At 63.8% G+C, this 26,848-nt stretch carries 25 protein-coding genes and 1 pseudogene; 21 read left to right on the top strand and 5 right to left on the bottom strand.

Annotation, left to right across the window (positions count from 1 at the left end):
• Positions 1–125: 125 nt before the first annotated feature.
• Positions 126–500, bottom strand: a pseudogene (locus Q7514_RS29625) (SDR family NAD(P)-dependent oxidoreductase); the annotation flags it as partial.
• A 110-nt stretch (positions 501–610) separates the two neighbouring features.
• Here Q7514_RS29625 and Q7514_RS29620 point away from each other — a divergent pair.
• The 18 genes from Q7514_RS29620 to Q7514_RS29535 all read left to right on the top strand — a co-directional run bounded on the left by Q7514_RS29620 (position 611) and on the right by Q7514_RS29535 (position 20,068).
• Positions 611–1,573 (top strand): PDR/VanB family oxidoreductase, encoded by a 963-nt coding sequence (locus tag Q7514_RS29620; RefSeq protein ID WP_330136833.1) that lies wholly within the window; start codon positions 611–613, stop codon positions 1,571–1,573.
• A 10-nt stretch (positions 1,574–1,583) separates the two neighbouring features.
• Positions 1,584–3,023, top strand: a complete 1,440-nt coding sequence (locus Q7514_RS29615; protein ID WP_330136826.1) for an MFS transporter — start codon at positions 1,584–1,586, stop codon at positions 3,021–3,023.
• Between the two features lie 130 nt (positions 3,024–3,153).
• Positions 3,154–4,671 carry a class I adenylate-forming enzyme family protein gene (locus tag Q7514_RS29610; protein WP_330136825.1) on the top strand — a complete coding sequence of 506 codons (1,518 nt, stop codon included), beginning with the start codon at positions 3,154–3,156 and terminating at the stop codon, positions 4,669–4,671.
• A 25-nt stretch (positions 4,672–4,696) separates the two neighbouring features.
• Entirely contained in the window at positions 4,697–5,539 is an 843-nt protein-coding gene (locus tag Q7514_RS29605) for an enoyl-CoA hydratase-related protein (RefSeq protein WP_330136824.1), read from the top strand.
• A gap of 143 nt (positions 5,540–5,682) precedes the next feature.
• Entirely contained in the window at positions 5,683–6,318 is a 636-nt protein-coding gene (locus Q7514_RS29600; RefSeq protein WP_330136823.1) for a TetR/AcrR family transcriptional regulator, read from the top strand.
• A gap of 354 nt (positions 6,319–6,672) precedes the next feature.
• Positions 6,673–7,908, top strand: a complete 1,236-nt coding sequence (locus tag Q7514_RS29595) for a cytochrome P450 (protein WP_330136822.1) — start codon at positions 6,673–6,675, stop codon at positions 7,906–7,908.
• 102 nt (positions 7,909–8,010) lie between these two features.
• A complete protein-coding gene (locus tag Q7514_RS29590) occupies positions 8,011–8,625 on the top strand; it encodes a TetR/AcrR family transcriptional regulator (RefSeq protein WP_330136821.1) in 615 nt (204 codons plus the stop codon).
• Between the two features lie 189 nt (positions 8,626–8,814).
• Positions 8,815–10,161: an NlpC/P60 family protein gene (locus Q7514_RS29585; RefSeq protein WP_330136820.1), complete on the top strand. Its 1,347-nt coding sequence runs from the start codon at positions 8,815–8,817 to the stop codon at positions 10,159–10,161.
• Between the two features lie 271 nt (positions 10,162–10,432).
• Entirely contained in the window at positions 10,433–11,482 is a 1,050-nt protein-coding gene (locus Q7514_RS29580; protein WP_330136819.1) for an ABC transporter ATP-binding protein, read from the top strand.
• A 152-nt stretch (positions 11,483–11,634) separates the two neighbouring features.
• The gene (locus Q7514_RS29575) at positions 11,635–12,354 is read left to right on the top strand and encodes an ABC transporter permease (protein ID WP_330136832.1); all 720 of its coding nucleotides are present in this window, start codon (positions 11,635–11,637) and stop codon (positions 12,352–12,354) included.
• 89 nt (positions 12,355–12,443) lie between these two features.
• Positions 12,444–13,232 (top strand): MlaE family ABC transporter permease, encoded by a 789-nt coding sequence (locus Q7514_RS29570; RefSeq protein ID WP_330136831.1) that lies wholly within the window; start codon positions 12,444–12,446, stop codon positions 13,230–13,232.
• A gap of 10 nt (positions 13,233–13,242) precedes the next feature.
• Positions 13,243–14,319 (top strand): MlaD family protein, encoded by a 1,077-nt coding sequence (locus Q7514_RS29565; protein ID WP_330136818.1) that lies wholly within the window; start codon positions 13,243–13,245, stop codon positions 14,317–14,319.
• Positions 14,316–15,326 carry an MlaD family protein gene (locus Q7514_RS29560; RefSeq protein WP_330136817.1) on the top strand — a complete coding sequence of 337 codons (1,011 nt, stop codon included), beginning with the start codon at positions 14,316–14,318 and terminating at the stop codon, positions 15,324–15,326. The genes Q7514_RS29565 and Q7514_RS29560 overlap by 4 nt, the downstream gene beginning before the upstream one ends.
• Positions 15,314–16,318, top strand: coding sequence for an MlaD family protein (locus tag Q7514_RS29555; protein WP_330136816.1), 1,005 nt, complete (start codon positions 15,314–15,316; stop codon positions 16,316–16,318). Before Q7514_RS29560 ends, Q7514_RS29555 begins: the two co-directional genes overlap by 13 nt.
• 55 nt (positions 16,319–16,373) lie before the next feature.
• Complete coding sequence (locus tag Q7514_RS29550) at positions 16,374–17,477, top strand: MlaD family protein (RefSeq protein WP_330136815.1); 1,104 nt, start codon at positions 16,374–16,376, stop codon at positions 17,475–17,477.
• Positions 17,474–18,466 carry an MlaD family protein gene (locus tag Q7514_RS29545; RefSeq protein ID WP_330136814.1) on the top strand — a complete coding sequence of 331 codons (993 nt, stop codon included), beginning with the start codon at positions 17,474–17,476 and terminating at the stop codon, positions 18,464–18,466. The genes Q7514_RS29550 and Q7514_RS29545 overlap by 4 nt, the downstream gene beginning before the upstream one ends.
• Positions 18,463–19,422: an MlaD family protein gene (locus Q7514_RS29540; protein WP_330136813.1), complete on the top strand. Its 960-nt coding sequence runs from the start codon at positions 18,463–18,465 to the stop codon at positions 19,420–19,422. The genes Q7514_RS29545 and Q7514_RS29540 overlap by 4 nt, the downstream gene beginning before the upstream one ends.
• A gap of 46 nt (positions 19,423–19,468) precedes the next feature.
• The gene (locus Q7514_RS29535; protein WP_330136812.1) at positions 19,469–20,068 is read left to right on the top strand and encodes a hypothetical protein; all 600 of its coding nucleotides are present in this window, start codon (positions 19,469–19,471) and stop codon (positions 20,066–20,068) included.
• A gap of 25 nt (positions 20,069–20,093) precedes the next feature.
• On the opposite strand, the gene Q7514_RS29530 is transcribed toward Q7514_RS29535, so the two are convergent.
• Genes Q7514_RS29530 through Q7514_RS29515 form a run of 4 tightly spaced genes read right to left on the bottom strand, consistent with a single transcriptional unit; the run spans position 20,094 to position 22,981 of the window.
• Entirely contained in the window at positions 20,094–21,287 is a 1,194-nt protein-coding gene (locus Q7514_RS29530) for an ABC transporter permease (protein ID WP_330136811.1), read from the bottom strand.
• Positions 21,284–22,174, bottom strand: coding sequence for an ABC transporter ATP-binding protein (locus Q7514_RS29525; protein ID WP_330136810.1), 891 nt, complete (start codon positions 22,172–22,174; stop codon positions 21,284–21,286). The genes Q7514_RS29530 and Q7514_RS29525 overlap by 4 nt, the downstream gene beginning before the upstream one ends.
• Positions 22,171–22,707 (bottom strand): hypothetical protein, encoded by a 537-nt coding sequence (locus tag Q7514_RS29520; protein ID WP_330136809.1) that lies wholly within the window; start codon positions 22,705–22,707, stop codon positions 22,171–22,173. The genes Q7514_RS29525 and Q7514_RS29520 overlap by 4 nt, the downstream gene beginning before the upstream one ends.
• Before the next feature lies 1 nt (position 22,708).
• On the bottom strand, positions 22,709–22,981 hold the full coding sequence (locus Q7514_RS29515; protein ID WP_054713112.1) for a helix-turn-helix transcriptional regulator: 273 nt from the start codon (positions 22,979–22,981) through the stop codon (positions 22,709–22,711).
• A 195-nt stretch (positions 22,982–23,176) separates the two neighbouring features.
• Between Q7514_RS29515 and Q7514_RS29510 the strand changes: the two genes are divergently transcribed.
• From Q7514_RS29510 to Q7514_RS29500, 3 genes are read left to right on the top strand one after another with little or no spacing between them, the layout of a single operon-like run.
• Positions 23,177–24,229 carry an iron ABC transporter substrate-binding protein gene (locus Q7514_RS29510; protein WP_330136808.1) on the top strand — a complete coding sequence of 351 codons (1,053 nt, stop codon included), beginning with the start codon at positions 23,177–23,179 and terminating at the stop codon, positions 24,227–24,229.
• Position 24,230: 1 nt separating this feature from the next.
• A complete protein-coding gene (locus Q7514_RS29505) occupies positions 24,231–25,784 on the top strand; it encodes an ABC transporter permease (RefSeq protein WP_330136807.1) in 1,554 nt (517 codons plus the stop codon).
• Positions 25,781–26,845, top strand: coding sequence for an ABC transporter ATP-binding protein (locus Q7514_RS29500; protein ID WP_330136806.1), 1,065 nt, complete (start codon positions 25,781–25,783; stop codon positions 26,843–26,845). The genes Q7514_RS29505 and Q7514_RS29500 overlap by 4 nt, the downstream gene beginning before the upstream one ends.
• The last annotated feature ends 3 nt before the right edge of the window (positions 26,846–26,848 follow it).

The following is a 26,848-nucleotide window of genomic DNA, read 5'->3' as shown; positions in this document are numbered from 1 at the left end:
AAGTTCGCGTGGCGACCGAAGCCGGGCTGGTCCGGATCGGGTCGAACTACGACCTGTGCCACGGCTTCCTCGATCACACCGGGCTTTCCCTGTGACCACCACTAACTCAATTACCGAAACCTCTGTAAGGCACGAAAATCCTCGGGGCGCTCGCGCGTGGCGGGTGCGGAGTGTGTGACGCCGGCATTGTTGATCAAGATGTCGAGTCGCCCGAACTCGGCGATCGTGGCCTCGGCGAGCGTCTCACATTGCCCTGGATCGGTGACGTCGGTGGGGACGACGAGGCAGCGACGCCCGGCGGCCTCCACGGTCTGGGCGACCGACTCCAGTTTTTCACGACGGCGCGCGGCGATCACCACGTCCGCCCCGGCCTCCGCGAGTGCTCGTGCGAACCCTGCTCCGAGGCCGCTTCCGGCGCCGGTGACGACGGCGATGGACCCGTCGAGCCTGAAGAGGTCGATGATCGAGCCTGTGTGGTGTGCGGCATCTGTCGAGGTCATGTTGCATTCTCCCGGTGTTGTGTGGCGGTATTCGGTGGTGGGCCTTGCGTCCCCTAAACCTAATTACTTAAGATTAGATGGTAGGTGAAGTCCAGGGGAGCGAGAACACGATGGTCGCGAAAACCGATTCGGAGCAGACCAAGATGCAGGTGATCGGTAAGGACGTGCTTGCAGAAGGTGTCGTCATGGTGCGATTTGCCGACCCCGACGGAGGCTGCGTTCCCGCATGGGAGCCGGGATCACACATCGACGTCATCATCGACGAGTCGACGGTCCGGCAGTATTCCCTGTGCGGCGACCCCGCAGACGACACGTGCCTGGCAGTCGCGGTGCTCCGTGAGGACAGTGGCCGCGGCGGATCGCGCTGGGTGCACGACTCCCTGCAGATCGGCGACCTCGTCAGCATCGCGGGTCCCCGTAACAACTTCACGCTCGAATCCGCGCCGTCGTACCTCTTCGTCGCGGGCGGTATCGGCATCACTCCCATGCTGCCGATGTTGCGCGCCGCCGACGCCTCGGGGGCGGATTGGCGCTTGTTGTACGGCGGGCGGACTCGAGCAAGCATGGCGTTCGCCGAGGATCTCGTTGCTGAGTACCCCGACCGGGTCGAACTTCGGCCCCAGGACGAATACGGCCATCTCGACCTGGCCGCGGCGCTCGATGCGCTCGACGAGGGCACCGGCGTGTACTGCTGCGGCCCGGAGCCGTTGCTGCAGGCCATCGAGAACGAGTGCCGTGGCCGTTCGGGTGTCACTCTGCACGTCGAACGGTTTGCCGCAAAGGAGCGGCCGGCAGATGCACTGGACGACACCTTCGAAGTGGAACTCCGGCAGTCGGGCACGACGGTAGCGGTCGATGCGAACGAGACGTTGCTCGATGCGGTGCTCCGCTCGGGTATCGATGTTCCGTTCTCCTGCAGAGAAGGGACCTGCGGCACATGTGAAACCGCTGTGTTGGAAGGGATTCCCGATCATCGCGACTCGGTTCTGACGGAAGACGAGCAGGCTGAGAACAATTGCATGATGATCTGTGTTTCGCGGAGTTGCACAGCCAAGCTGACTCTTGATCTGTAGTGGGCCCCCGATGGTGACCCGAAGTCTCGCCGCCCCCAGGGTGCGTGAGCGCAAGCGCGGTGCTTCACCCGGTGTGCTGATCCCCGCGCTCTGCTTCGTCGTGATGATCACCGCGGTCATGCAGACTGCCGTCGTGCCGCTGATGCCGGCCATCACGGCACAACTCGGCGTGGGTGCGAATGCTGCCGGATGGATCGTGACGGCGAACCTCCTTGCGGCCACGGTCTGTACGCCGCTCCTGGGGCGGCTTGCTGATCGACGCGGACCGCGGAAGGTGTTGCTCGGAGTCCTCTGTGTCGTCCTCGTGGGCTCGCTGTTGTGTGTCGCGTGGGATTCGTTGCCGGTACTGATCGTCGGGCGTGTGCTGCAGGGGACGTCGTTCGCATTGTTCCCGATCGGTGTCGCGGTACTGCGTGGTGCTCTCGGGGCGGATCGGCTCACCGCTGGACTCGGGGTGATGTCGGGGACGATGAGCGTCGGTGGCGGCGCTGGAATGATCGCTGCGGGGCTGTTGTACCGCGACGGTGACGACTATCGTCGCGTGTTCTGGCTGTTGGTCGCCCTCGCGGTGGCCGCTCTTGTCGTCGCATGGTGGGTGGTTCCTTCCTCGCCCGGATCAGGTCGCGGCGGCGGCACCGATTTCTGGGGCGCGGCCGGACTCGCGATCGGTCTCTCCGCGCTGCTGGTGGCACTTGCGCAGGGGGAGACCTGGGGCTGGGTGTCGTTGCCGACGATCTGCTGCGCGGTTGCAGGTGTCCTTGTGCTCGGGCTCTGGTACTGGCACGAGCGGCGGTTCGATGTGCCGCTGATCGCTCCGATGCTCCTCACTGCCAGAACAGTTGCCCCGGCTCATCTCGCCGCCTTCCTCGTGGGTATATCGATGTTCATCCAGTTCCTCGCGATCGCGATGTTCGTGCAGGTCGACCCAGGGGAATCCGGGTACGGATTCGGCGCGTCGGTCCTCGAGACGAGTCTGGTGTACCTACTACCCGGGCAGATCGTGGGCGTCACCGCGGCCGCCGTGAGCGGATTGCTGGTTCGGCGATTCCGCGCCGACCGAGTGCTTCTCGTGGCGTGCGCCATCGGGGTCGGTGGGTTCAGCTTTCTCATCTTCGCCCACAGTCATACGTGGCAGATGATCATCGCGGTTGCGGTCCTCAACGTCTTCGTCAGCGTGGCATACGGCGCGTTACCGGCGATGCTGATCGATCATGTGTCACTGCACGACACGGGTGTTGCGAACGGTATCAATGCAATTGCAAGGACATTCGGAAGTTCTCTGGCGAGCGCGCTCGTGGGAATGCTGCTCGCGACCATCACGATCGCGGGCACCGACATTCCCTCCGAACGTGCGTTCGTGGCTGCGTTCGTAGTCGGCGGAGTCACAGCGGCGAGCGCCGCGCTTGTCGCGGCCACCAGTAGAATTTGGCAATTTACAAAATTTGATTGACGTCTCATCGGGATGTCGATATCCTGGTCGGACGCGACGCGCGGGGTAACGTCCCTCGATTCATTCGCGCTGAAAAACTTTGCAGACACACCTCATTCGGATTCTTTCCGGCAAGGGAAAGGCAAGACACATGGCTGCCACCGTCGGCTCGGCACTACATTGGTGGGCGAAGACCAAGGGGGAGCAGAACGCGATCATCGTCGCAGGTGAAGCTCTGACCTACCGGGAACTCCAGGACTGGTCCGGTCGCATCGCGCGCATGATCGTCGCTCGGGGAATCAAGCCCGGCCAGCGCGTCGGAGTGCTCGGCCCGAACTCGCTCATGTGGCCTGTGGTGGCACTCGGTGTACTCAAAGCCGGTGCGGTTCTCATTCCCTTGAACCCCCGCTTCAAGCCCGCCGAACTCCGCAAACTCGTCGACGACGCGGGCGCCGTCCTCGTCATTGCTCCGGAGGAATTCGCCGAGACGGTCGAGGCAGCGCGGCAACTCGGTGAGCCGTACGAGACTGTCGTCTTCGCCGAACTCGCGGGGTTGCGCGACGGCGGGCCCGAGAACTTCCGGATCGATCTCTCCCCCGACGACCCCACTGCGCTGCTGTTCACCAGTGGCTCCACGGGGTTGTCGAAGGGTGTCGTCTGCACCAACCGGACGTTGCTCAACATCGTCTTCGAAGCGACCCTCACCGAAGAAGGGTTTCGGCCGGGGTCCACCTCGTTGCTGGTGTTGCCTCTCGTGTTCACCCCTGGTCTCGTGTGGGGTCTGGTGATGACCACTGTCCTCGGCGGCACCCTGATCATCGAGAAGGAACTCGATCCGAACCGTGCCGCGAAACTGCTCGGTGAGCATAAGGTGCAAGCACTGTTCGGTGTCCCGCTGATCTTCGAAGCGATCTCCCGCGCACCCGAATTCGAGAACGCCGACGTGTCATCGCTGCGCACCGCGATTGTCGGTGGTGCCGCAGTCGCCCCGGACCTGCTGAAGAGGTGGGCCGACAAGGGAGTTGCGTTGCGTCAGATCTACGGCATGACCGAAGCAGGTGGCGTCGCGACCGCGACTCTCGTGTCCGAAGCCTTCGACCACCCGGATTCCTGCGGGTCAGGTTCGATCTTCACGGAAATGAAAGTAGTCCGCGACGATGGCACAGATGCTGCGCCCGGCGAAGAAGGCGAGATCCTGCTCAGCGGCCCCGGCGTGACGCCCGGCTATTGGAACGACCCCGAGTCCACGGCGACGGCGCTGCGCGACGGCTGGCTTCACAGCGGCGACCTCGGCACCCTCGACGAATCCGGGCGCGTCAAGTTCGTCGACCGGCTCAAGGACCTCATCATCACGGGTGGCATCAACATCTCGCCTGTCGAGATCGAGCGTGTGATCAGTCAGATCCCGGGTGTCGTGGAGGTCGCGGTCATCGCGGCGACCGATGATCGGTTCGGCGAAACTCCGGCAGCCATAGTCACCGTGGAGGACGGGGTCGACGCCGCGACCATCGTCGAGCACTGCGACCGGCTGGTGGCCGACTACAAGGTTCCGCGCTACGTCGTGATCCGGGACGAGCCGCTGCCGCGACTCCCCAGTGGCAAGCTGTCGAAGACGGCGATCCGGTCCGAGTACCGGGATGTGTCCGAACGATTCGACAAGGTGCGCTGACACCGACCTGCAGAAAGAGGCCCCTGTGACTCAGACCGGAACCGACGATGCCGTTGTCCTCGAGCGGCACGGGGAGATCGCCGTTGTTCGATTCAACCGGCCCGATCGGCTCAACGCCTTCACCGACGAGATGTGCTATCGGCTCATCGAGATCTTCGACGAGACCGACGCCGACGACGATGTGCGCGCGGTCGTCCTCACCGGAACCGGACGGGCATTCTGCGCGGGAGCCGATCTCGCGGCCGGCGGTGACACGTTCGCTCTCGACGACGATCCCGCTACCGGAGGAGCGCCGGCCGATACCGGCGGGCAGGTCACGCTGCGAATCTACCGATCATTGAAGCCGGTGATCGCCGCAATCAACGGTCCCGCGGCCGGCGTCGGTGTCACGATGACCCTCCCTGCCGATATCCGGATCGCCTCGGAAGCGGCGAAGTTCGCGTTCGTGTTCACTCGGCGCGGGATCGTGCCGGAAGCATGCTCTACCTGGTTCCTCCCGCGCGCGGTCGGGATCTCCACCGCTGTGGAGTGGACGGTCGGCGGCAAGACGGTGTCGGCCACCGAAGCCCTCGAGCGTGGCCTGGTTCGCGAGCTCGTACCCACAGATCAGGTACTCGACCGTGCCCTCGGGGTTGCTCGCGAACTCGTGTCGGGCACCTCGCCGGTCTCAGCGGCGCTGACCCGCCAGTTGATGTGGCGGATGCTCGGGGCGTCGGGCCCCGAAGTAGCGCACAAGGCCGAGTCCATCGGTGTCTATGTCCGAGGTGCGTCCGATGACGCACGTGAAGGCGTCGACTCGTTCTTGGAGAAGCGCGACGCCAAGTTCCCGAACCGGGTGTCGGAAGGTCTGCCGGACCTCTTCGAGTAACTACCTCTCCGAACTGGGCTCTCCGACGGTGCCGCCGGCAGCCGTCGGAGAGCCCAATTGTCCGCAGCGGGCGCAATGACAAATACCACAGCTTGTATCATTGCCCGTACGAATCGGTACGGCGAGGCTTCAGGAGCGACGAGATGGCGCGAAGGCGGGGGAATGTCCTCAGTGATGACACCGAGGCAGCGCGCGGTCAGATCCTGAAGGCCGCGGAATCGGTCTTTCGACGATACGGCGTGCTGAAGACCACCATGGACGATATCGCCAAGGAAGCCGGTGTTTCCCGTCCGACGGTGTACCGGTATTTCGGCGACCGCGACACGCTGATCACGGCGTTGATCGAGGCAAGGTCGCGTCGTCTTTTCGACAAGGCGCGGGCCTATCTGCGAGAACGTGAGACATTCGCGGAGCAGGTGGTGGACGGCTTGGTATTCCTCGTCGAACACGGTCGCCAGGACCCGATCGTTCGGTTGATCGTGAGCCCCGAGCACATGGACCTCGCGACAGCACTCGTCGGCAGCACTGGACTTGCGGCTCGCTTGACGCAGGAAATGTGGGCACCGCTGCTGGACGAAGCACGTCGGCGTGGAGAGATCCGGGAAGGGCTCACCGACGCGGAAATCTGCCAGTGGATCGCGCTGGTCGAACTTATTCTCGTCGGGCGGATGGATTTCAGTTCCGACGGAGACCCGGAGAATCGGCGGATGCTCACCAATTTTCTGCTGCCGAGCATTGTCACGGAAGCAGCCTTCGAGAAGAACAAGGCCCGTAGCTAGGGTCCGACCCCGGGGAGTGGTAGTCCTCGCCCGAGGGGCAACGAGGCCGGTGCCTCCCATCAGGGAGTCACCGGCCTTCGTGCATTGCGGAATCCACCGAACGAATTCGAGTCAATTTACAAATATCGATTGACGTAACATGTACTACGACGGTAACGTGGGTCACACGAGAGCGGGCGTTCGATGCAGTGCCCGAGACCGATCGGCCATACCGGCCGCGGTGCAGCGATTCTGCAAAGACCCTCCGGCGCAGTCCATTCGACGCGTCAGCTCGTCGTGAACGCCGAAATATGTGTGCCCGGAACGAGTATCGACCATCGATCCCGCTGAGGGACTTCGCTTCGAGGATGACCTATGACAACCACTGAACAGGCACTACCCGATGAGCTCGTCGTGGATTTCGACATCTACGACCAGACCCTCGCCCAGCCGGTCGACAACGTCCAGCAGCGGGTGGGTGAGCTGGCGGACAAAGGTCCGGTCGTGTACTCCACAGCGCACGGCGGGCATTGGATCGTCACGCGCTACAAGGAGATCCACGAAGTCCTCCGTGATCCGGAGACCTTCTCCAGCTACCCCAACAACCTCGTCACCGGCCCCGGCGGAATGGGCAAGTTCATACCCATCGAACTCGACCCCCCGGAGCACACCGGATATCGCCTCGCGATGCAGCCCCTCTTCAGCCCGAATCGGATGAAGGCGCTCACAGAGCAGATCCGTTCCCTCATCAACGAACTGATCGACGAATTCGCGGCGGCGGGCGAGGTCGAGTTCATCTCGGCGTTCGCCCACGAACTGCCCACGCGCGTGTTCCTGGCGCTCATGGACTGGCCCCTCGACGACGCACCGCTGTTCACCGATGCGACCGACACCGTCCTCATGGGTAAGCCCGGACTGAGCGAAGAGGAAAACCAGCAGGCTCAGGTCGCCGCCGGGTTCGAGATGTTCGGATACTTCCACAAAATGGTTCAGGAACGTCGTGAGAATCCCGGCGACGACATCACCTCGACGCTGATCCACACCGAGGTCGAGCTCGAGGACGGCAAGAGATTGCTGACCGATGAAGAGCTCTACCGCATGTTCTTCCTCCTTCTCATCGCCGGTTTGCACACAGTGCAGGGCTCTCTCGCATGGTCGATCATCCATCTGGTGAACAACCCGGACCAGCGCGCGGCGCTGATCGAGGACGAGTCGCTGATTCCCAGTGCGGTGGAAGAGATCCTACGTATCGAGGCAGCGGTGATCCCCGGTCGCTGTGCGACGCGCGACGTCGAGCTAGGTGGCGTGCGGATCAAGAAGGGAGATCAGTTGATTCTCACGTTGTGCTCTGCGAATCGCGATGCCGACGAGTTCGATGACGCCGACGAGTTGCAGCTCGACCGTCACCCGAACCGGCACCTGTCCTTCGGTGGTGGGCCGCACCGCTGCCTGGGGTCGCATCTCGCCCGGGTCGAGCTGTCGCTCGCTCTGGAAGAAATCCATCGGCGAATTCCCGATTACGACCTCAACGCGGAGGACCCGCCGATTCTGCATGCAAGCCAAGTGCGTGGTTGCATGCGGCTGCCGATCACGTTCACCCCCACCACGTGAGTGCCTCCGCTCGCCGGCAGTGCAACTCGGTGCCGGCGAGCGAAGGAAGGCGACTCCTGTATTCTCGGCACTTGAACCCGGATGAGGCGTTGAGGAGGGCACATGGCGCGACGTCACGGCGTCCTCAGCGACGATGCCGAGGTCGCGCGCTCGCAGATTCTCACCGCTGCCGACGCGGCAATCCAGCGTTTCGGTGTCGCCAAGACGACGATCGACGACGTCGCGAAGGAAACGGGTGTGTCGCGGCCGACGATCTACCGTTACTTCCGTGACCGCGACACCCTGATGACGGCAATGATCGAAGCCCGGTCTCGCAGGCTCTTCGAGCAGACCCGCGAGTATGTCGCGGATCGGAAGACATTCGCCGAGCAGATTGTCGACGGTCTCCTGTACCTCGTCGACAAAGGCCGTCGCGACCCGGCCATCCATCTGATCGTGACTCCGGATCAGGTGAGCAGCACGACGGCGCTCATCGGAAGTTCGAGCCTTGCGGCACAACTGACCTATGAAATGTGGGCCCCCCTGGTCGTCGCAGCGCGTGAGCGTGGCGAGATCCGCGACGGACTCACCGACAAAGAGATCTGCAATTGGATCACTGTTGTCGAATTGATGCTCGCCGACCGTATGGTTTCCGGTTCTCCGGATTCGCCCGAAAACCGTCGATTGCTCACCAATTTACTTCTCCCGGGCATCGTTTCGGTTCAATCGGGCGTGTAGCCCATTTCGCTCGTAGGGCATTTTCTGTGAGAAGAGCTGCCACTTCATTTCTTTGAACTCGCGCATTTTGCGCGAAATGTGCAATTCATTCCTGCGTTGACGGCTCGTTCGGCACCAGTGATCCGAGAATTGCGGCCGCCGAATATCAACCGAGAATGCGGGAGTCGTTGCTCCGAGAGGAGACCTTCCATGTCCGTGGATCCATCGTCATTGATCGTGGTGCTGGGGACCGCTGTCAACGCAGTTGTGCTGGGGGCAGACCTTCCGGTCGAAGTCGACGAGCACGTGGGGACGTTCACCGAATCTGTCGAACAGGGTGCGGCACAGCTCGGAGCCGAACTCGACGCTGCACTCGCTACACTGCCTGAGCCCGTCCGGGAACCGGTGGAGCACATCGTTGCCGACACAGCCGATCGCGCGGTCGCGGGTATCGAGGAGAGAATACCCGAAATAGGTTTCGTGGAACCGGATATCCATACAGGCATGGGAATTGGCGATGCCGACTCCGGTGCGCCTGTCGTAGCGGCGCCCGCCGGCCGACCCAACCCGTGGGGATTCGGTGCGCCGGCTCCGCACGAAGCGGCGCCCGATCCGACGGGTGGACTGTCGCTGCCTCGGATACCGGCGGTTCTCCCGGGGGTTTCCCCGGCGCCGATCGGTGCGGTCGCGGTGTTCGCGCCGTGGCTGAAGAAGGCGGGTGAGATCTGCGACGGGATCACCGCGCCGGTGCTCGCCGCGCTCTACTCGGTCGAGAACGGCTTCCGTCACGGCCCGAGTGCGCCTGTATCGCCCGCAGGGGCTCGCGGCCCGGGCCAGTTCATGCCCGGCACGTGGGACGCCTACGGTAAGGATGCGGACGGAGACGGGAAGGCGGATGTTCTCGGCATCGCAGATCCGGTGATGGCATCCGGAGCGCTTTTGTGCGACAACTGGTCTCGGATCGAAGGGTGGAAGCGCGACGGCCGGGTCATGGGCGACACTCTCGGGCTGACACTGGCTGCGTACAACGCGGGCCTCGGAGCGGTATTGCGATCCGGAGGAATGCCATCCGGTCTGCCCGACTACGAGAATCAGACGAAGCCCTACGTCGCGAAGATCTTGTCCGCGCGCCCGATCTTCGAACGTGTCCTCTCGCCGTTCATCGCACTCGGTCTACCTGCAATCGGAGACGGGGGACAGCGAGTGATCGACGAGGCATCACGCTATCTGGGCCTGCCGTACGTGTGGGGAGGTGGAAACATCCACGGACCTTCCGGCGGTGGCTTCGACTGTTCCGGCCTCACATCCTTCGCGGTGCACGCGGCCACCGGAATCTCGCTACCTCGTACGTCCGAAACGCAGTGGCACGTCGGAACCGAAATCCCTCTGAGCGAGGCGTTGCCCGGCGACCTCGTCTTCGGGAACTGGCAGGCGGCAGGACCCGGACACGTCGGAATCTACATCGGAGGTGGGCAGATGGTCCACGCACCCACCACGGGTGATGTAGTGCGTGTCGGCGATGTGTTCACCGACATGCGCGCGCGACGGATTCTCTGAATCGACCATGTTGTCCGATTGGTCCGACGTTGTCCGATTCTGTTGACGGAGGCTTGAATTCGATGCCCGGAAACCGTCGAACAACGATTGACAAAATTCGTTGTTTGCATCACAGTAAACAGCCGTAGGGACTTTGGTCACATTGGGTCCGGCCGCTCGGCCCTTGAACTTCTCGCGGCCGGTCGATCCCGAAATGCATCACCGAATGATTCGCTGACAACGCTGTCGATGGCGCACGCCGCGACGAGGGCGACGGACAGAAGGAGAACCGATGGGTGTCGAGGTCTCGGTCGAAGGATTGACGAAGTCGTTCGGGTCTCAACGGATTTGGAAGGACGTGTCCCTGACGCTTCCTTCCGGTGAGGTCAGCGCACTGCTGGGACCGTCGGGCACCGGAAAATCGGTGTTCCTCAAGTCACTGATCGGCCTGCTCCGCCCCGAGGAAGGCTCCATCGTCATCGACGGCACCGATATCATGCAGTGCTCGAGCAAGGAACTCTACGAGATCCGGAAACTGTTCGGTGTGCTGTTCCAGGACGGTGCACTGTTCGGTTCGATGAACCTGTACGACAATGTCGCGTTTCCGCTGCGTGAGCACACGAAGAAGCCCGAATCCGATATCCGCACAATCGTCATGAGCAAGCTCGAACTGGTCGGCTTGATCGGTGCGGAGGACAAACTGCCCGGCGAAATCTCCGGCGGCATGCGCAAGCGCGCCGGGCTTGCTCGCGCACTCGTGCTCGATCCCGAGATCATTCTCGTGGACGAGCCCGACTCGGGCCTCGATCCGGTTCGTACCACATACATCTCGCAGACGCTGATCGACATCAACGCCGAAATCGACGCGACCGTTCTCATCGTGTCGCACAACATCAACCTGGCCCGCACGGTGCCCGACAACATCGGCATGCTGTTCCGCCGCGAGCTTGTCATGTTCGGTCCGCGCGAGGTGCTGCTGACCTCCGACGAGCCGGTGGTCAGACAGTTTCTCAACGGCACGATGATCGGTCCGATCGGAATGTCGGAGGAAAAGGACGAGGCGCAGATGGCCCACGAGCAAGCACTCGTGGATTCCGGTCATCACGCAGGGGGTGTCGAGGATGTGGAAGGCATCGTGCCGCAGATGCAGGCCACCCCGGGGATGCCGGTACGGCAGGCCGTCGCGCGTCGACAGGAGAGGGTCCGCTCGATCCTGTATGCCCTGCCCGAGGCAGCGCAGTACGCGATCCTCCAGAGTCTCGACGCTGATCAGTACGACTCCGCACAGTACACAGACGCGTATTCGGGCTCCGACGCATCGACCGAGGTGATCGCACGATGAGTACCCAACTTGCACGTCCGCCCCACGACGCGTCAGCGCCTGCCCCGAGCCGAGGTAAGGTTGCCGTCCTCGGAGTAGGACGTTACCTGTCCGCCAAGCCCTCTGCCTCGCTCGCGACGATCGGTCGCTCCACGCGCCTCGCGGGAAATGTGATGCGCTACTGCGTTACCGACACTATCGCGATGCGCCTGCCCGTTCGGGAAGTGATCGAGCAGATGTGGATCCTTCTCAAGGTGACCGCGTTGCCGGCTCTCCTCATGGCGGTCCCGATCGGGGCGGAAGTGTCGGTGCAGGTCGGTGGAATCATGAACCAGGTCGGCGCCAACTCCCTCGCGGGGGCCGCCAGTGGACTCGGTGTGGTGGGTCAGGGCGCACCCATGGCAGCAGGATTGCTCATGAGCGGCGCCGCCGCGTCGGCCATCGCGTCCGACCTCGGTGCCCGATCCATCCGAGAGGAGATCGAGGCGATCCGAGTCATGGGAATCGACCCGGTCCAGCGTCTCGTCGTGCCGCGCTTCCTGGCGATGCTCGCCATCGCACCGATGCTGTGCATCATCATCATCGCTGCGGGTGTGGCCGCGGGCCTGATTATTTCGGCCAACGTCAACGATGTGGTGCCGGGCAGTTTCTGGCAGTCGTTCGGTGCGTTCGCGACTCCCACGGACCTCGTGTTCTCGGTGCTCAAGTCTGTGATCTTCGCGGCCATGGTCGTGATCATCGCCGGACTACGCGGACTCGAGGCGAAAGGCGGCCCCACCGGCGTCGCCAATGCGGTGAACGCGTCCGTCGTCCTGAGCGTCTTCTGCATCTTCGTGGCGAACCTCGTCGTGAGCCAGCTGCAGATGATGTTCTTCCCGGCCAGGTTGGCGTGATGACGACGGGGAATCCCGCGCATCGCGGGCCCGGAGAACCGACCGCCGTGTCTTCCCGCTTCGTGAAGGCAGTGAACAAGATCCGGGGCATGGTCGAGGAGATCGGTCAGGTCGTCGTGTTCACTGCACGAACGCTCTACCTACTGCCCAGGACTGTCAAGCACTATCGGAAGCAAACGCTCTCGACCATGAACAACATGGCCTGGGGGAACGGGTCGCTGGTCGTCGACGGCGGCGTGATCAGCCTGATGTTCTTCCTCGGTATTGCGGTCGGTGCAGTGGTCGCTATCCAGGCGTTCATGGCTTTCGATCTGCTCGGGTTCGGAGCGCTGACGGGGATCATCGGCTCGTTCGGCAATGTCCGGGTGATCGCCCCGATCATCACCGGCATCGGGTTCGCTGCGCAGGCCGGTTGCAGAATGACCGCCGAGATCGGTTCGATGCGCATCTCCGAAGAGATCGACGCAACCGAATCCATAGGTCTGCAGGCCATTCCGTTCGTCGTCGGCCCGCGCCTGATCGGCAGCATGCTCGTCGTGTTGCCCGGATACCTGATGGCTCTTGTTGTCGCGTTCTTCACCGGCGGTGTCGTGGTGAAGACCTTCCACGATCAACCGACCGGCACGTACGATCACTACTTCGCGCAGTTCCTGAATGTGCCGGACCTCCTGGCTTCCGTAGGGAAGGCGCTGATCTTCTGCGCCGTCGTCACGATGATTCATTGCTACTACGGATACTTCGCATCGGGGGGACCCGCCGGTGTCGGATCGGCATCGGGCCGTGCGATTCGCGCGAGCCTGGTTGCCATCGTGGTCCTGAATTTCGTAATGACGGTGATCATCTGGGGATTGAGCCCGGAACTGGTCTTCAAGGGATGAGGAAATGACCATGTCGAGAAGCCAGGACTTCCTGCGGGGAACCGCCGCAGATCAGTCTCGCAGGCTGGCCACGACGGGTGCCGCCGCGATCGCGCTCCTGGGCGTGGCAGTCGTGGGAGCCGCGACCGTGTATCCGAAAATTACTGCCCCGGAAGGAATCGAAGTGGCTGTCGACGTCTCCTACGTCGGTCCTGGAGTCGCCGAGGGCACCAAGGTTGTGTTGCGCGGGCAATCCGTCGGCCTCGTCACCTCACTCGAGCGCACCGAATCCGAGTCGGTCCGGATGGGTTTGCTGTTCGACGAGGACCAGATCTCCGGCCTCACCGATGAGTTGCAACTCGATTTCCGGCCGGAGAACTACTTCGGGACTTCTGCAGTGAACATTCTTGCCCGGCCCGGCGGTGCACCCCTCGAGTCAGGGATGCACCTGGCGCGCGAACCCGAAGGTGACTTCACGATGTCGACGATGATCGAGCAGGGTTCGCTCACGATCGACGGCACCCTCACCGACAGCATGATCACCTCCCTCGACAAGTCCGTGCACTACCTCGACGGGGTCACGGGGTGGATCGACACCGGCCTACTCGTAGCGGATCGCGTCGCAGTGACACAGCAGGAGATTCCGAGCACGCAGATCGCGTACTTCAACGACATCCTCGACGCGATGCCCGGGTTCAGCGACCAGGCCATCGAATCGCTGATGAACATCTACGACAGCAACTACAACAGGCTCTCCGACGGATCGATCGGGGTCGACGACGCCGTGTTCGACGAGGCGAACGCAGGTCTCACGCTGGCCGCGAACCAGCTGTTCGGGCAGGCCGGTGCCCTGCTGGCTTCGCACGGAGAGGAGGTTACGCCTCTGGTCACCTCGATCGCTGTTGCGTCGGATACTTTCCCGCATCTCGTCAACGGCGGCATGACCGCCGAGGCGGCGCAGGACATCATCCGCCGACTGGACTCGGCGTTCGTCGACACACCGGACGGCCACCGTCTCCGGTTGCGCGTCCTGGTCGACGGATTCCCCGCCTTTGCCGCGCCGCTCGGTCTCGGAGCAGCTCCAGAACAGGAGGACGACGGACGATGAGCACGCGCGCCACATACCTCGCGACGATCCTCAAACTGGTTGTTGCAGCAATTATCTCGGTGATTCTCTGTGGGCTCGTCATCAGCGCGATGCGGAGCCCGGTGGATGGTCCCACCCGCACCTTCACGGCGGAATTCAGCGACGTATCCGGTCTCGGATCCAACGGTGACATCCGCACCCGAGGTGTGCGCATCGGCAAGGTCGAATCCATCGACCTGGAGCGCCGCGGCGGCAACACGATCGCCGAGGTGCGTTTCACGATGGAAGAACCGTACGAACTGACCGATACCACGACGCTGTCCGTCAAGTACCAGAACCTCACCGGCGTGCGCTACATCGACGCCGACTTCGGTGAGCAACGGGGATCGCCCGTCGAGCGTCTCGACCTCGGCAGTACCCGTCCTTCGTTCGACATCACGGAACTGTTCAACGGACTACAGCCCGTCCTCGCGACAATGAGCACCGAGGACATCAACCGCTTCACTGAGAATGCACTCGCGCTGCTGCAGGGCGACGGTGGAGGCCTGAGGCCCATGATGGACGACGCCCAGAAGCTTGCCGACCTCGCGACCGACCGGGAACGGGTGATCTCGACTCTCGCCGACAACCTGGCCCGAATCTCCGACAGCATGGGCGGACGGTCCGACGGTGTCGTGGAATTCCTTCGATCAGTGAGCTTTCCGATAGGTAAGGCAATGACAGTGCTGGACGAGTTCCCCAAGACCGCGTCCTACGGGCCGCAGTTCCTCACCCCCATCAAACGACTCCTCGATGCCTACGGACTCCGTCCCGGCGCGAACGTCGACGAGATGGTGACAACAGCGTTCGCGTCGCTCGAAGAGGCAGCCGACGCGATCCGGCTCCTGCCGCCCGCCGCAGCGGGACTCCGGCTGCCGGCCGGCGCTCCCGTCGGGTCCGGACCGGAATGTACTCACGGGGTCGCGCAGCTGCCGACCGATGTCCAGGTCCTGCTCAACGGGAGCGAGGTCGTCGTATGCGCGCCGTGAAACCCGGAAAGAGCCGGGGCGGAACGACGTCGTGGCTGAGCGACACCCGGATCGGTGCTTGCGTCGCGATTGTCGCTGTCCTGGCACTCACCGCTACGGCGGTGCTGTACATGAACCCGCCCGGACGAAAGACCGTGGCGTTCGAGACGACCGACGTTTCGGCGATCGCCACTGGGCAGGATGTGCGAGTAGCCGGTGTGTCCGTCGGCAAGGTGTCGAATATGGAACTCGGTGACACGGCGGTCCGCGTCACCATGGAAATCGACGACGACACGGTCGTCGGCACCGGCTCACGGGTCGAAGTCAGGATGCTGACCCCGGTCGGCGGGTACGCCGTCACCTTGGTTCCGCTGGGGGAGACGCCGCTGGGCGAGTCGGTGATCCCCTCCGGTCAGGTGACCGTGCCGTATTCGATCGGGGATGTCCTGCAGGCGGTACCGAATGTCACCGAGAACGTCGACGGCGCGGACATCGATGCCAACCTCATGCAGGTCGCCGAAGCGCTGCGGAAGAATCCCGGATCGGTCGAATCGGTGATCTCGGGTATGAGCGCGGTAGCCCGCGTGATGGATCATCAGCGCACCCAGGTCCAGACCGTCGCGAAACTCGCTTCTGAATACCTGACCACCTTCAATGCCAGCCGCGAGATGGTCTTCCACCTGATCCGTGAGATCGACATCGTCTTCCAGACCTACAACACCACGCACGCAGGATTCAACGAGGCCTACCGACTTCTCGGACACGTGCTGATGACCGTGTCGCCCTACGCGGAGTACTACCTCGATCACAGCGACGACCTCACCGCAGGAATCGATCAGGTGCGATCGATGATCGAGGAGTTCAACGCCACCATGGGACCGTCGATCGACGCCCTCACCGCGACCCGCGACCAGCTCGCGAACTGGCTGACACCCGAGGGCGTGGCCGCTGTCGGCGGCGGAACCCTCATGGCATCGGACATCTGTATCCCCGTGATGGGACGCCGATGCTGACGGAATCGGTGGCACCCATCAGCACTTGCAGAGTCGATACGAACGGCAGGCCGTTGTGAAGAGAACGAGAAGGTCGGTAACCATTGCACTGACGGTCATCGCGATCGCGTCGTCGTGCGGTGTCGGAGTCACGGCCGCACAACCGGACCACGACCGTGCGCAGGCCGGTAGGTTCTGCGCCGAGATGCCCGACGGCGTCGGCCTGTACGCAGGAAATCCGGTCACGCAGATGGGCTTTCCCGTCGGGAAGGTCGAGTCCATCGTGAACAAGGGCTCCCACGTCGAGGTCGTGTTCACCACCGATGGAGCGCGTACCTTCCCCGCGGACGTGAAGGCCGTCACGCGCTCGAAGTCGATCCTCGCGGACCGGAGTCTCGAACTCGTCGGAAACTACGAGTCGGGGCCGGCACTCGCACCGTCGTCCTGTATCCCGCTGGAGAACAGCCACACGCCGAAGACGATTTCGGAGGTGGTCGGATCCGCGGCGGATTTCATCGATGCCCTGGCGCCCGAGCTCGGCGATGACACCGTCTCGATGGCGGTGTCCGGGCTGAACGAGTCGCTGCGCGGGCAGGGTGAGAACGCGCGGACGATGATGCAGCACGCAGCGAACGCGATGGAGAGCCCCGACCGGTTCGTCGCCGATATCGGAGCCTCGATCGAGAACATGGCGCCGCTGACCGAACAGGCGCTCGTGGAATGGGCTGCGATCACACGCATCGTCGACGTGATGCCCGACATCGTGGATGCCGGTATCGACCTGTGGCCGGGCACCATCGACGTGTGCGTGGGCATCGGCTGGGTCGTCGCACTTCTCGACGACATCCAGAACAACTACGGCGACGAGATCTGGCCGTTCGTGCACGGTCCGGCTGTCGACGCCATCGCACTCGCGGCCGGTCGCGCCGGTGACATCAGCGGCCTGGTCTCCTCGGTGCCCGAACTGTCGGGGGTCGTGGATCAGCAGACCACGAACGCCGGTGCTCTGACCGTCGACTTCGATGCACCGCAGGTGACGCTCAGTGATGCCGACGCGGAACGGCTGTGCGGGCTACTGGAGACCTTGAGCCCGGGGAGTTGCACACGATCGGGAGATGGCACGCGGCTTTCACCCGAGGGTCTGATCGGTCTGATCGGCGCGAACGGAGTGACACGATGACGGCCAACTCGATCGGGCGCGGCTTTCGGGCGGCGGCCGCGGTCGCATTGGTGCTCGTCGCGTCGGCGTGCTCGCTGTCTCCTGAAGACCTCCCGTCCGCACGCGGCGGCATCGGGGACGGATACGAGATCTCGATCGAGTTCGCCAGCGTGATGAACCTGCCGAGTGGTGCCGACGTCATCATGGACGGTGTCCGCGTAGGTGAGGTGCGCGGTGTCGAGATACTCGAGGACAGCGTGTCCGTCCTTGCCGGAATCCGTTCCGACACGCGTGTTCCGGAGAGCATCCGATCGATCGTCCGCCAGAACACACTTCTGGGTGACACCTACGTCGCCCTCGTGCGTGACCCCGAGGGTGCCGCCGGGGAGTACCTACCGGAAGGCGCGACCGTTCCGCAGAACCGCACCACCTCGCCCCCACAACTCGAAGACACCATGGCGGTGCTCGCGACCTTCGTCAACGGTGGAAGCATCCGCCGCATCGAGGACGTGATGGCGCAGGTCAACAAGGTCATGCCTTCTGTGCCCGACATCGAGCGTCTCGCGACGGTGGTGTCCGTCGACCTCGATGACCTCGGCGGTCGCACGGCCGAGATCGACCGTTTGCTCGACGGAGTGAACGCCACCGCAGTCACGCTCGACGAGAATGCCGATTCGCTCGCCACGATCTTCGACCCGTCGACGGTGCACTACTGGCGACGGCTTGCTGTGGACGTCGTCTCCCACATCGGACAGATCCTTCCGTCCGTAGGGAGTCTGTACGAGGGTGGCCTGTGGCTCATACCGATGTTCGAATCGCTCGCCGACACGACCGACATTTCCCGCGACGCTCCCTCGGCAGCTGTAGAACTGTCCAATTTCCTTCGGACGACATTGATTCCGTTTGCGCAGCACCCGTCGGTGGACATCGTGTCGGTGGAGTCGGCCGACGGCAATCAACTCGTCTCCGATGCCGAGAACATCCTACGAATGTTGGGAGCTGTGAGATGATTCGGCGAACTGTACTGTCGGTCACCGGCATGGTGGTGATTGCAGCTCTGTCCTTCGTGTATGTGAGTCAGTCCGGACTCCGGACCGGCTTGATGGAGGACACGTACACCGCGCGCGTCGAAGTGCCCGACACCAACGGATTGGTCGTGGGGTCTCGGGTGCTGCTGCGAGGGATCGCAATCGGTGAGGTCACCGACGTCGACTCGTCGGCAGAGGGCATCGACGTGGAGTGGAAATACGATCGAGACCAGCCCATCGCCGTGGACAGCACCATCCGACTCGACAACCTGTCGGCACTCGGCGAGCCGTTCCTCGCGGTGTGGCCGCAGACAGGATCCGGGCCGTACCTCGAGGATGCCGCGGTCGTGTCGACCGAGCGGGTCATCGTACCGACCACGTTCGAAGAATTGTCGGAGCGACTCACCGGCCTGCTCACCCAGGTCGAACCGGAAGGTGTCCGCGAGATCTTCCGTACTCTCGATGTCGCACTACCGGATGATCCGCGGGTGCACGGGAATATCACGCGGGCGGGTGATCTCATGGCAGCTACCCTCACCCAGAATTCGGACCAGTTCACCACGCTCCTCCGCACGGTTCAGCCCCTGCTGCTCGACAGCGAATCCATCCCTGAAGGATTGCGTGCAACTCAGCCGCGTGTCGCGGAATTCGGAAGCGGCTTCACCGATCTGCTCGCGGGTATCCGATTCGCCTCCGACAAAGGCCCACTCAACGCAGGAATCGAGTTCGGTGCGAGCCCGTTCATCGGTGAACTCCAGAAGTTTCTGGATGCCACGGCCCCGGACCTCGAGGTCCTCGGCGTCAACCTGCTGCCCGCGGTGTCGGAGGCGTCGAACAGCATCCGCTCGATGGATATCGGCACCCTCTTGTCCAATGTGCTCACCTCCACCGAATCCGGAGACGCTCTGACCCTGAACCTGGAGGTGCCCGGAAGCTGACTTGTCCGCCTGCGAACCATCACGACCTACGACGACGAGGACCACCATGGACACGACAGAGATGATCGACACCACCGACAACCCGCCGACTCCGCTGCGCGAGATCAGCAACACAACGACACAGCGGTGGACGCGATCACGCGCCCTGGTCGCAACCGCGGGGACAGTGCTCGTCGGTGCACTACTCGTCGTCGGCTGGCTCTGGATCGACGTTCGTAGTGAACGCGACACGCTCCTTGCTGACGCCGCAGCACGCGCGCAGGCAGAGCAGGTTGCGCTCGACTACGCGGTCGGTGCCGCCGAGATGGACTTCCGGGATATCGATGCGTGGCGTGGCAGGCTCGTCGAAGGGACAACGCCTGCGCTCGATGACCGCCTGTCGAAAGCCGCAACCTCGATGGAGCAGATCATCGTGCCGCTGCAGTGGGCGTCCACAGCGGTCCCGATCACGGCCAAGGCCGAGGTCGGCCCTGAGGGGATCTACACGGTGGACTGCTTCGTGAGCGTGCGCACCACAAATGCTCAAGCGCCCGAAGGGATCCAGTCCACCGCGACCTACCGGCTCAGCATGGACAGCAACGACGAGTGGGCGATCACCGAGATCAGCGGTGTCGGTGCCGAAACCCTGCCGGACGGGGGACGGTGAATCTCGTCGCCCCGTCCGGCCCTCGTCAGCGACCCAGCGCTTCCTTCCACGTGACTGTGCGACCGATACGCAGGATCGAGCGCTGGTAGATCTTCGCGGCCACCACGGCGAGGGCAGCGGTGACGACAATCATCAGCACGATCGTCCCCACGATCTGGAACGGCGACGCGACACCCGCTGCGATCCGCAGCGGCATGAGGACCGCGGAGAACGGCGGGATCCAGCTGAGCACCGTGCTCCACGTGGCCTCTGGGTTGTCGATCGACGAGAACGCCGCGAAGAACATCGCGAGAATGATGAACATCAAGGGACCGGAGGTGGCGTTGACGTCTTCCTGACGCGACACCATCGATCCGGCCGCAGCGTAGAGCACCGCGAAGAACGCGAATCCGAGGACGAACCAGCCGAGCGTGCTGGCGAACACGCTGATCGCGGTACCGGTGATGGTGAGGGTGTCGGTGGCCAAGGCGGCGCCGACGCCGACGGCTCCGTAGGCCGTGAGCTGGAGCAGGCCGACAGCTCCGATGCCGAAGATCTTGCCCCACAGCAGCTGCAGCGGGCGCAGCGTCGACAGCAGCAGCTCGACCACGCGCGACGACTTCTCCTCGACGACGCCCATCGCGACGTACATGCCGAACATCAGGATCTGCATGTAGAGCAGGATGACGGCGACGATCGCCAGGATCATGCGTTCGCCCTGCTCGGGGTCCGGCGGGTCGATGGCTTCGACGGTGACAGTGGCCTCGGCTGTCGCGGCGGCGATGTCGGCCGGATCGACGCCCCGGCCGGTCAGCGCAGCAGACTGCGCCTCCTGCGCGACTGCCGCGTCGATCAGAGATTTCAGCGTCGTGTCGATGTCGGATTCGGTGAGTGCGGTGATGCTCCCCGCATCGCCGGGCACCAGAGCGACATCCAGCTCACCTTCGGTGACCTGCGCGCGGCCGGCTTCCGCGTCGGGGAGTTCGGAGATGTCCAGGGGGCTTCCTGTTGCCTCGCCGAGGGCGCCGAGGGTGGCGCTCAGGCTCGTCCCTCCGACGACGCCGACGGTGGGACGGTCCTCGTCGCCGCCGCCGAAGATCGACATCGCGACGATGCCGACGACGATCGCGACGAGGATGATCCCGTTGCTGATCAGAAAACTCTTCTTCTGGACCTGGGTCTGGAATTCACGGCCGGCTACGAGCGCGATGGCCCGTGGTGCGGTCAGGGGGGCGCTCATGCGGAAACAACCTCTCGGAACAGGTCGGTCAGGGACGGCTGGTGCAGTGAGAACTCATGAACGGGACCGGTTTCCAGCGCGGTCTTCAGGATTTGCTGGTCGTCGACACCGGGCAGGACCGACAGGACGGTTCGCTCGCCGGTGTGCTCGACGGTCGTGACACCCGGGAGCCCGTTGGCCCATCCGGTCGGAGCTTGGGGGGCGTGCACCACGAGCCGGGATTCTCCGCCGGAACGCAGTTCATCGACGGTTCCCACGGCGCGCATCCGCCCCTTGGAAATGATACCCACACGATGGCACAGACGTTGCACGAGATCGAGCTGGTGGCTCGAGAAGATCACGGGTACACCCTCGTTCGCCTTCTCGACCAGAACCTCACTCATGACATCCACGGCGACGGGGTCGAGGCCGGAGAACGGCTCGTCGAGGACGAGAACCTTCGGGTCGTGGACGAGCGCGGCGGCGAGCTGGACTCGTTGCTGATTTCCGAGGGAGAGAGAATCGACCGCGTCGCCGACGCGTTCGGCGATTCCCAGTCGCTCGGTCCAACGCTGCACCGCGTCCGATGCCTCCGACTTCGAAAGGCCATGGAGCTGAGCGAGATAAGAGAGCTGTTTACCGACCTTCATCTTGGGATACAAGCCGCGCTCTTCGGGCATGTAGCCGATGGTGCGGCGCACGTCGAGATCGATGTTCTCGCCGTCCAGTCGAACCTCGCCGGAATCTGCGGCGAGGACGCCGAGGATGATGCGCATCGTGGTGGTCTTGCCGGCGCCGTTGCTGCCGACGAAACCGAACAACTCGCCCGGACGGACGTCGAAGGTCGCCCCGTCGAGAGCGACTGTGCTGCCGTAGCGTTTCGTGAGATTGTCGATGGTCAGGGTCATGGCTGGTCCTCCGGGTCGTCGTCGGGGCGGTTCCAGGCGAGCAGGATGGCGGGCAGGCACCCGCTGAACAATATCGACGCGATCGTGAACAAACCTGCCGAGTAAGCGAGGGACTGATGGTCGATCGAGTCGATCGTTGCTCCGAAGACAAGCGCGAAGCACGGGATCAACACCAGTATCTGAGCGACGGAAAGTCCGATCGATCGCGCGCTGTTGCGTTCGGCGATCTCACGTTCGTCGAGGGCGTGGCGAGGGGCGTCGGACTGGCGTCCGGACACGATCTGCAGGCACGTCCACGTGGGTAGGAACGCCAGGCAGACGACGAGCCACGCGAGTGCGACGATCATGTTGAAGAACGACACGATCGCGATGACGAACATGGTGGCCATCAAGGTGGTGACGATGGCCGCGAGGATTCGGCGACGATGTTGCGTGCGCCAGCCGGGTAGCCAATGGGCAGTCAGTTCCTCGTTCTTGAGGAACCGTCGGGTGCGGCGGGCCTCGTAGCGATCGAGCAGGGACTGCGGGGGCATGTCAGGCCTCCTTCCGGGGCTTGTAGAGCTCGGTCGACAATGGAGTGAACTCGGTGCGAGAGAAGACGGCCTCCACCGGGAGTGAGAACACGTCGCAGATGCGAAAAGCGAGGTCGAGACTCGGGTAGTGGTTGCCGCGTTCGAGTGCGCCCACGGTCTGCGGGTTCACCTCGATGAGCTCGGCGAGCTGTGCGCGACTCATGCCACGCTCCGCGCGCAGGACGCGGATGCGGTTGAAGATGGGGAGTGTTTCCCCACGACGTACCGGACTCATGGAACAAAGTGTTGTGAAAACACAACGATTTGTCAACAGGAGTATCGAATTGGTCCGGCGGCCCAAGACTGAGGGTCGCATCGAGCGCCGCTCGTCGAGGGGGCAGCCAGGCAAGTATGCAGGCAAGCCTATGCAAAGTGCGTTACATTTGTTCCGAATATCCCTTTCCGGATCACTCGGACTACTGGAGCGCAGATGTCCCTTATTCGCAGAATGAGCGTGCTGTCCTGCAGCGCCGCGCTGGCCGTGGGGTTGGTCGCGTGCAGCTCCTCCGACAGCACGGACGAACCCACCACCGACACCGACCAGGCATCCGCGTCGACGCTCGTCGTCTACTCGGGGCGCGACGAAGACCTCATCGATCCATTGATCGAGCAGCTCGGCGAAGAAGTCGACGCCACAATCGAAGTCGACTACTCCGGTAATACCAACGCGCAGGCAGCGAAGATCCTCGAAGAAGGCACCGCATCTCCCGCAGATGTGTTCATCGGCCAGGATGCCGGCGCCTTGGGTGCGCTCGACGCGGCCGGGACGCTGGCGCCGCTCCCTGACGACATCCTCGCCCTCGTTCCCGAGCAGTATCGCGGCGCCGACGGTACCTGGGTGGCCACGTCCGCTCGTGCCCGTGTGCTGGCGTACAACTCGGATCTGGTTGCGGCGGAGGAGCTTCCGGACGGTATCGACGGACTGCTCGACCCGCGCTGGAGCGGACAGATCGGCTATGCGCCGACCAACGCATCGTTCCAGGCGTTCGTGACTGCGCTGCGCGTGCAACGAGGCGAAGACGCCGCGCGGCAGTGGCTGGACGCATTCCTCGCCAACGACCCGGTTGCGTTCGAAGGTAACGGCCCGCTGATGGTCGCGGTCAACGACGGGCAGGTCACTGTGGGGCTGACCAACCACTACTACTGGTACCCATTCGTCGACGAGCATGGCGACGATGCGCCGGTGCAATTGCACTACTTCGCGCCGGGCGATCCCGGTGCGCTGGTGAACGTCGCGGGCGCCGGCATCGTCGCGACCTCCGACAACACGGCGGCGGCCGAGGACTTCCTGCGAGCGCTGCTGTCCGTGGACGCACAGACATACTTCGCGAACGAGACGGCCGAGTATCCGGTGATCGCCGGGGTGGTCTCCGAGTACGACCTGCCGCCGCTGGACGAGCTGGGGGCGTCGGACATGGATCTGGGCCAGCTGTCGTCACTGGAGCAGACCCAGGCTCTTCTCACCGAGGTGGGGATGATCTAGCTTGATCGGATCTCCGCGTGGCCGCCCCGTACTGGGGGCGGCCGCGTCGGCTGTCGCTCTACTGGCCCTGGCGCCACTGTGCTATTTGGTGATCCGGGCATTCGACGGCGGCACAGAGAAGGCGTGGGGGTTGCTGTTCCGGCAGCGAACCCTCGACCTGATGTTGCGCAGTATCGCGCTCACTGTCGTCGTGGCGGTTTCCTGTGTGGTGCTCGGGGTGGGTCTTGCGTGGTTGACGACGCGCACCGACCTACCGTTGCGCCGGTTCTTCGGAGTGTGCCTCACGATTCCACTTGCCATTCCCTCGTACGTGGCGGGATACACATGGATATCCCAGTTTCCTTCCCTGGCGGGATTTGCCGGAGCTGCGCTGGTCCTCACCGCGTCGTCCTTCCCCCTGGTCATGCTCCCGGTGTCTGCAGCTCTGGCATCCGCCGATCCCGGGATGTCCGAGGTGGCGCGCACGCTGGGGCGCAGCGAGATGTGGACGGTGCTGACCGTGGAGTTGCGACGTGTCGCTCCGGTTGCTGCTGCAGGGGCACTGCTCGCCGCGCTCTACACACTCAGCGACTTCGGGGCTGTGGCCCTGATGAGATACGAAGCGTTCACCCTCGGGATCTACAACGCGTACCGGGGCGGGTTCGACCGCACCGCCGCCGCCATCCTGGGGTTGGTTCTCGTGGTGCTGGCGCTGGTGTGCACGTTGCTCGAACGGTGGGTGCGGCGCGGCGCGACCGCCCGGGTCGGTTCGGGGTCGCCACGTCGCGCAGAGCGGGTTCGGCTGGGGCGGTGGAAGGTTCCCGCATTGCTGTGTGCAGTCGGTGTCCTGACGATGTCGGTGCTGGTGCCGCTCGCGGGGCTGATGCGCTGGCTCGCACGTTCGGTTCGATTCACCATCGACTGGTCCGACGTGGTCGCCACCACGGTCAAGACGGTGGAACTGTCGGCGACGGCGGCCGTTGTCGTGACCGTGCTGGCGTTCCCGATTGCGCTGTTCGCGGCACGATCGTCGTCCTCCGCGGCGCGGGCGGCCGAGATCTCGACGTATGTGGCGCACGGACTTCCAGGCATCACCGTCGGTCTTGCCGTCGTCTTCCTGGGGATACGTTTCCTGCCTTCGATCTATCAGACAACCACCCTGTTGATCCTGGCCTACGTCGTGTTGTTCCTTCCTCTCGCGGTGGGGAGTACGCGGTCGGCGATCGATGCTTCTCCGCTGGTGCTCGAGGATGTCTCACGTGTGCTCGGGTCCGGGCGGGTGCGGACCGATGTGCGGGTGACGATCCCCATCGCTCTGCCTGCAATCACTGCCGGAGCGGCGCTGGTGTTCCTGACCGTGGCAAAGGAACTGCCGGCGACTCTGATGCTCCGTCCGCGGGGCGTGGACACGTTGGCGACCGAGCTGTGGTCGACCGCCCAGGTGTTCAAATATGGTGAGGCGGCACCGTACGCGCTCGCTCTGATCCTGGTGTCGGCGCTTCCGACGTTTGTGCTCGGCAGAGTGCTCAGGGGACGCTCGGTCGACGGGCGGACCGTAGCAGGAGGTGGGATATGAAGTCGTTGTCGGTGGAAAGGGTCGGTGCGGCGTACGGCAGCACCCGAGTCCTCGACGGTATCTCGTTCCACGTCGACCGGGGTGAGATGCTCGCGGTGCTCGGTCCGTCCGGGTGTGGCAAGACCACCCTCCTGCGTTCGATCGCAGGACTGCACCGGATCGATACCGGCTCGATCATGCTGGGGGAACAGCTGATCGATCAACCACCCCGCGTGTACCTTCCACCCGAGCATCGGAGGATCGGGTTGATGCCGCAGGAGGGTGGCCTGTTCCCGCACCTGAGTGTAGGACGGAACGTCGGTTTCGGTTTGGTGCGTCCGTCGCTGCGTTCGGTGTTCGCTGACCGCAAGGTCCGGCGTGCCCGGGTGGCGGAGTTGCTCGACCTGGTGGGGCTCGCACATGCGATCGATGCGAGGCCGCGGGAGCTGTCCGGTGGGCAGCAGCAGCGTGTCGCGCTCGCACGTGCCCTCGCGCCGAGGCCGACGGTGCTGCTGATGGACGAACCGTTCGCCGCACTCGACGCAGGCTTGCGGGCGAATATCCGCTCGGAGGTGCGGGCGATGCTGCGGGAGCAGAAGGTCGCCTCGATCCTGGTCACCCACGATCAGGCGGAGGCGATGGGATCCGCCGACCGGGTTGCGGTTCTCCTGGCGGGGCGGTGCGCGCAGATCGGAGAACCCGAGCATGTGTACCGCGCACCGGTCACACGCGAGGTCGCTGCGTTCGTCGGTGAAGCCCAGTTCGTTGCCGCGGCGCGCACCGGGTCACATGCAGAGACCGTGTTCGGAAAGGTTGCGGTGCTCGGAGAGGGCCACGGTCGTGGAGAGATCCTGATCAGGCCGGAGCAGGTGAGGTTGGCGTCCGCGCCGGATGGGCAATTCCAGGTGGGTGAGGTCCAGTTCTCCGGACCCGAGTCGATCGTGACCGTGCATCATCGCGAGTCGGAGATCAGTGTGCGGGCGTCCGTGCGTGGTGAGGTGCCGTTCGGGATCGGGTCGATCGTTCGCGCGGAAGTCGCGCAACCGCTGGCGTTTTTCGATTCCTCATCGACGACCCTGTGACAA

It is taken from the genome of Rhodococcus artemisiae (assembly GCF_036327795.1).
GTDB lineage: Bacteria > Actinomycetota > Actinomycetes > Mycobacteriales > Mycobacteriaceae > Rhodococcus > Rhodococcus artemisiae.
The sequence above is the reverse complement of the archived record's forward strand: the minus strand, read 5'-3'. Positions and strand labels throughout refer to the sequence as shown.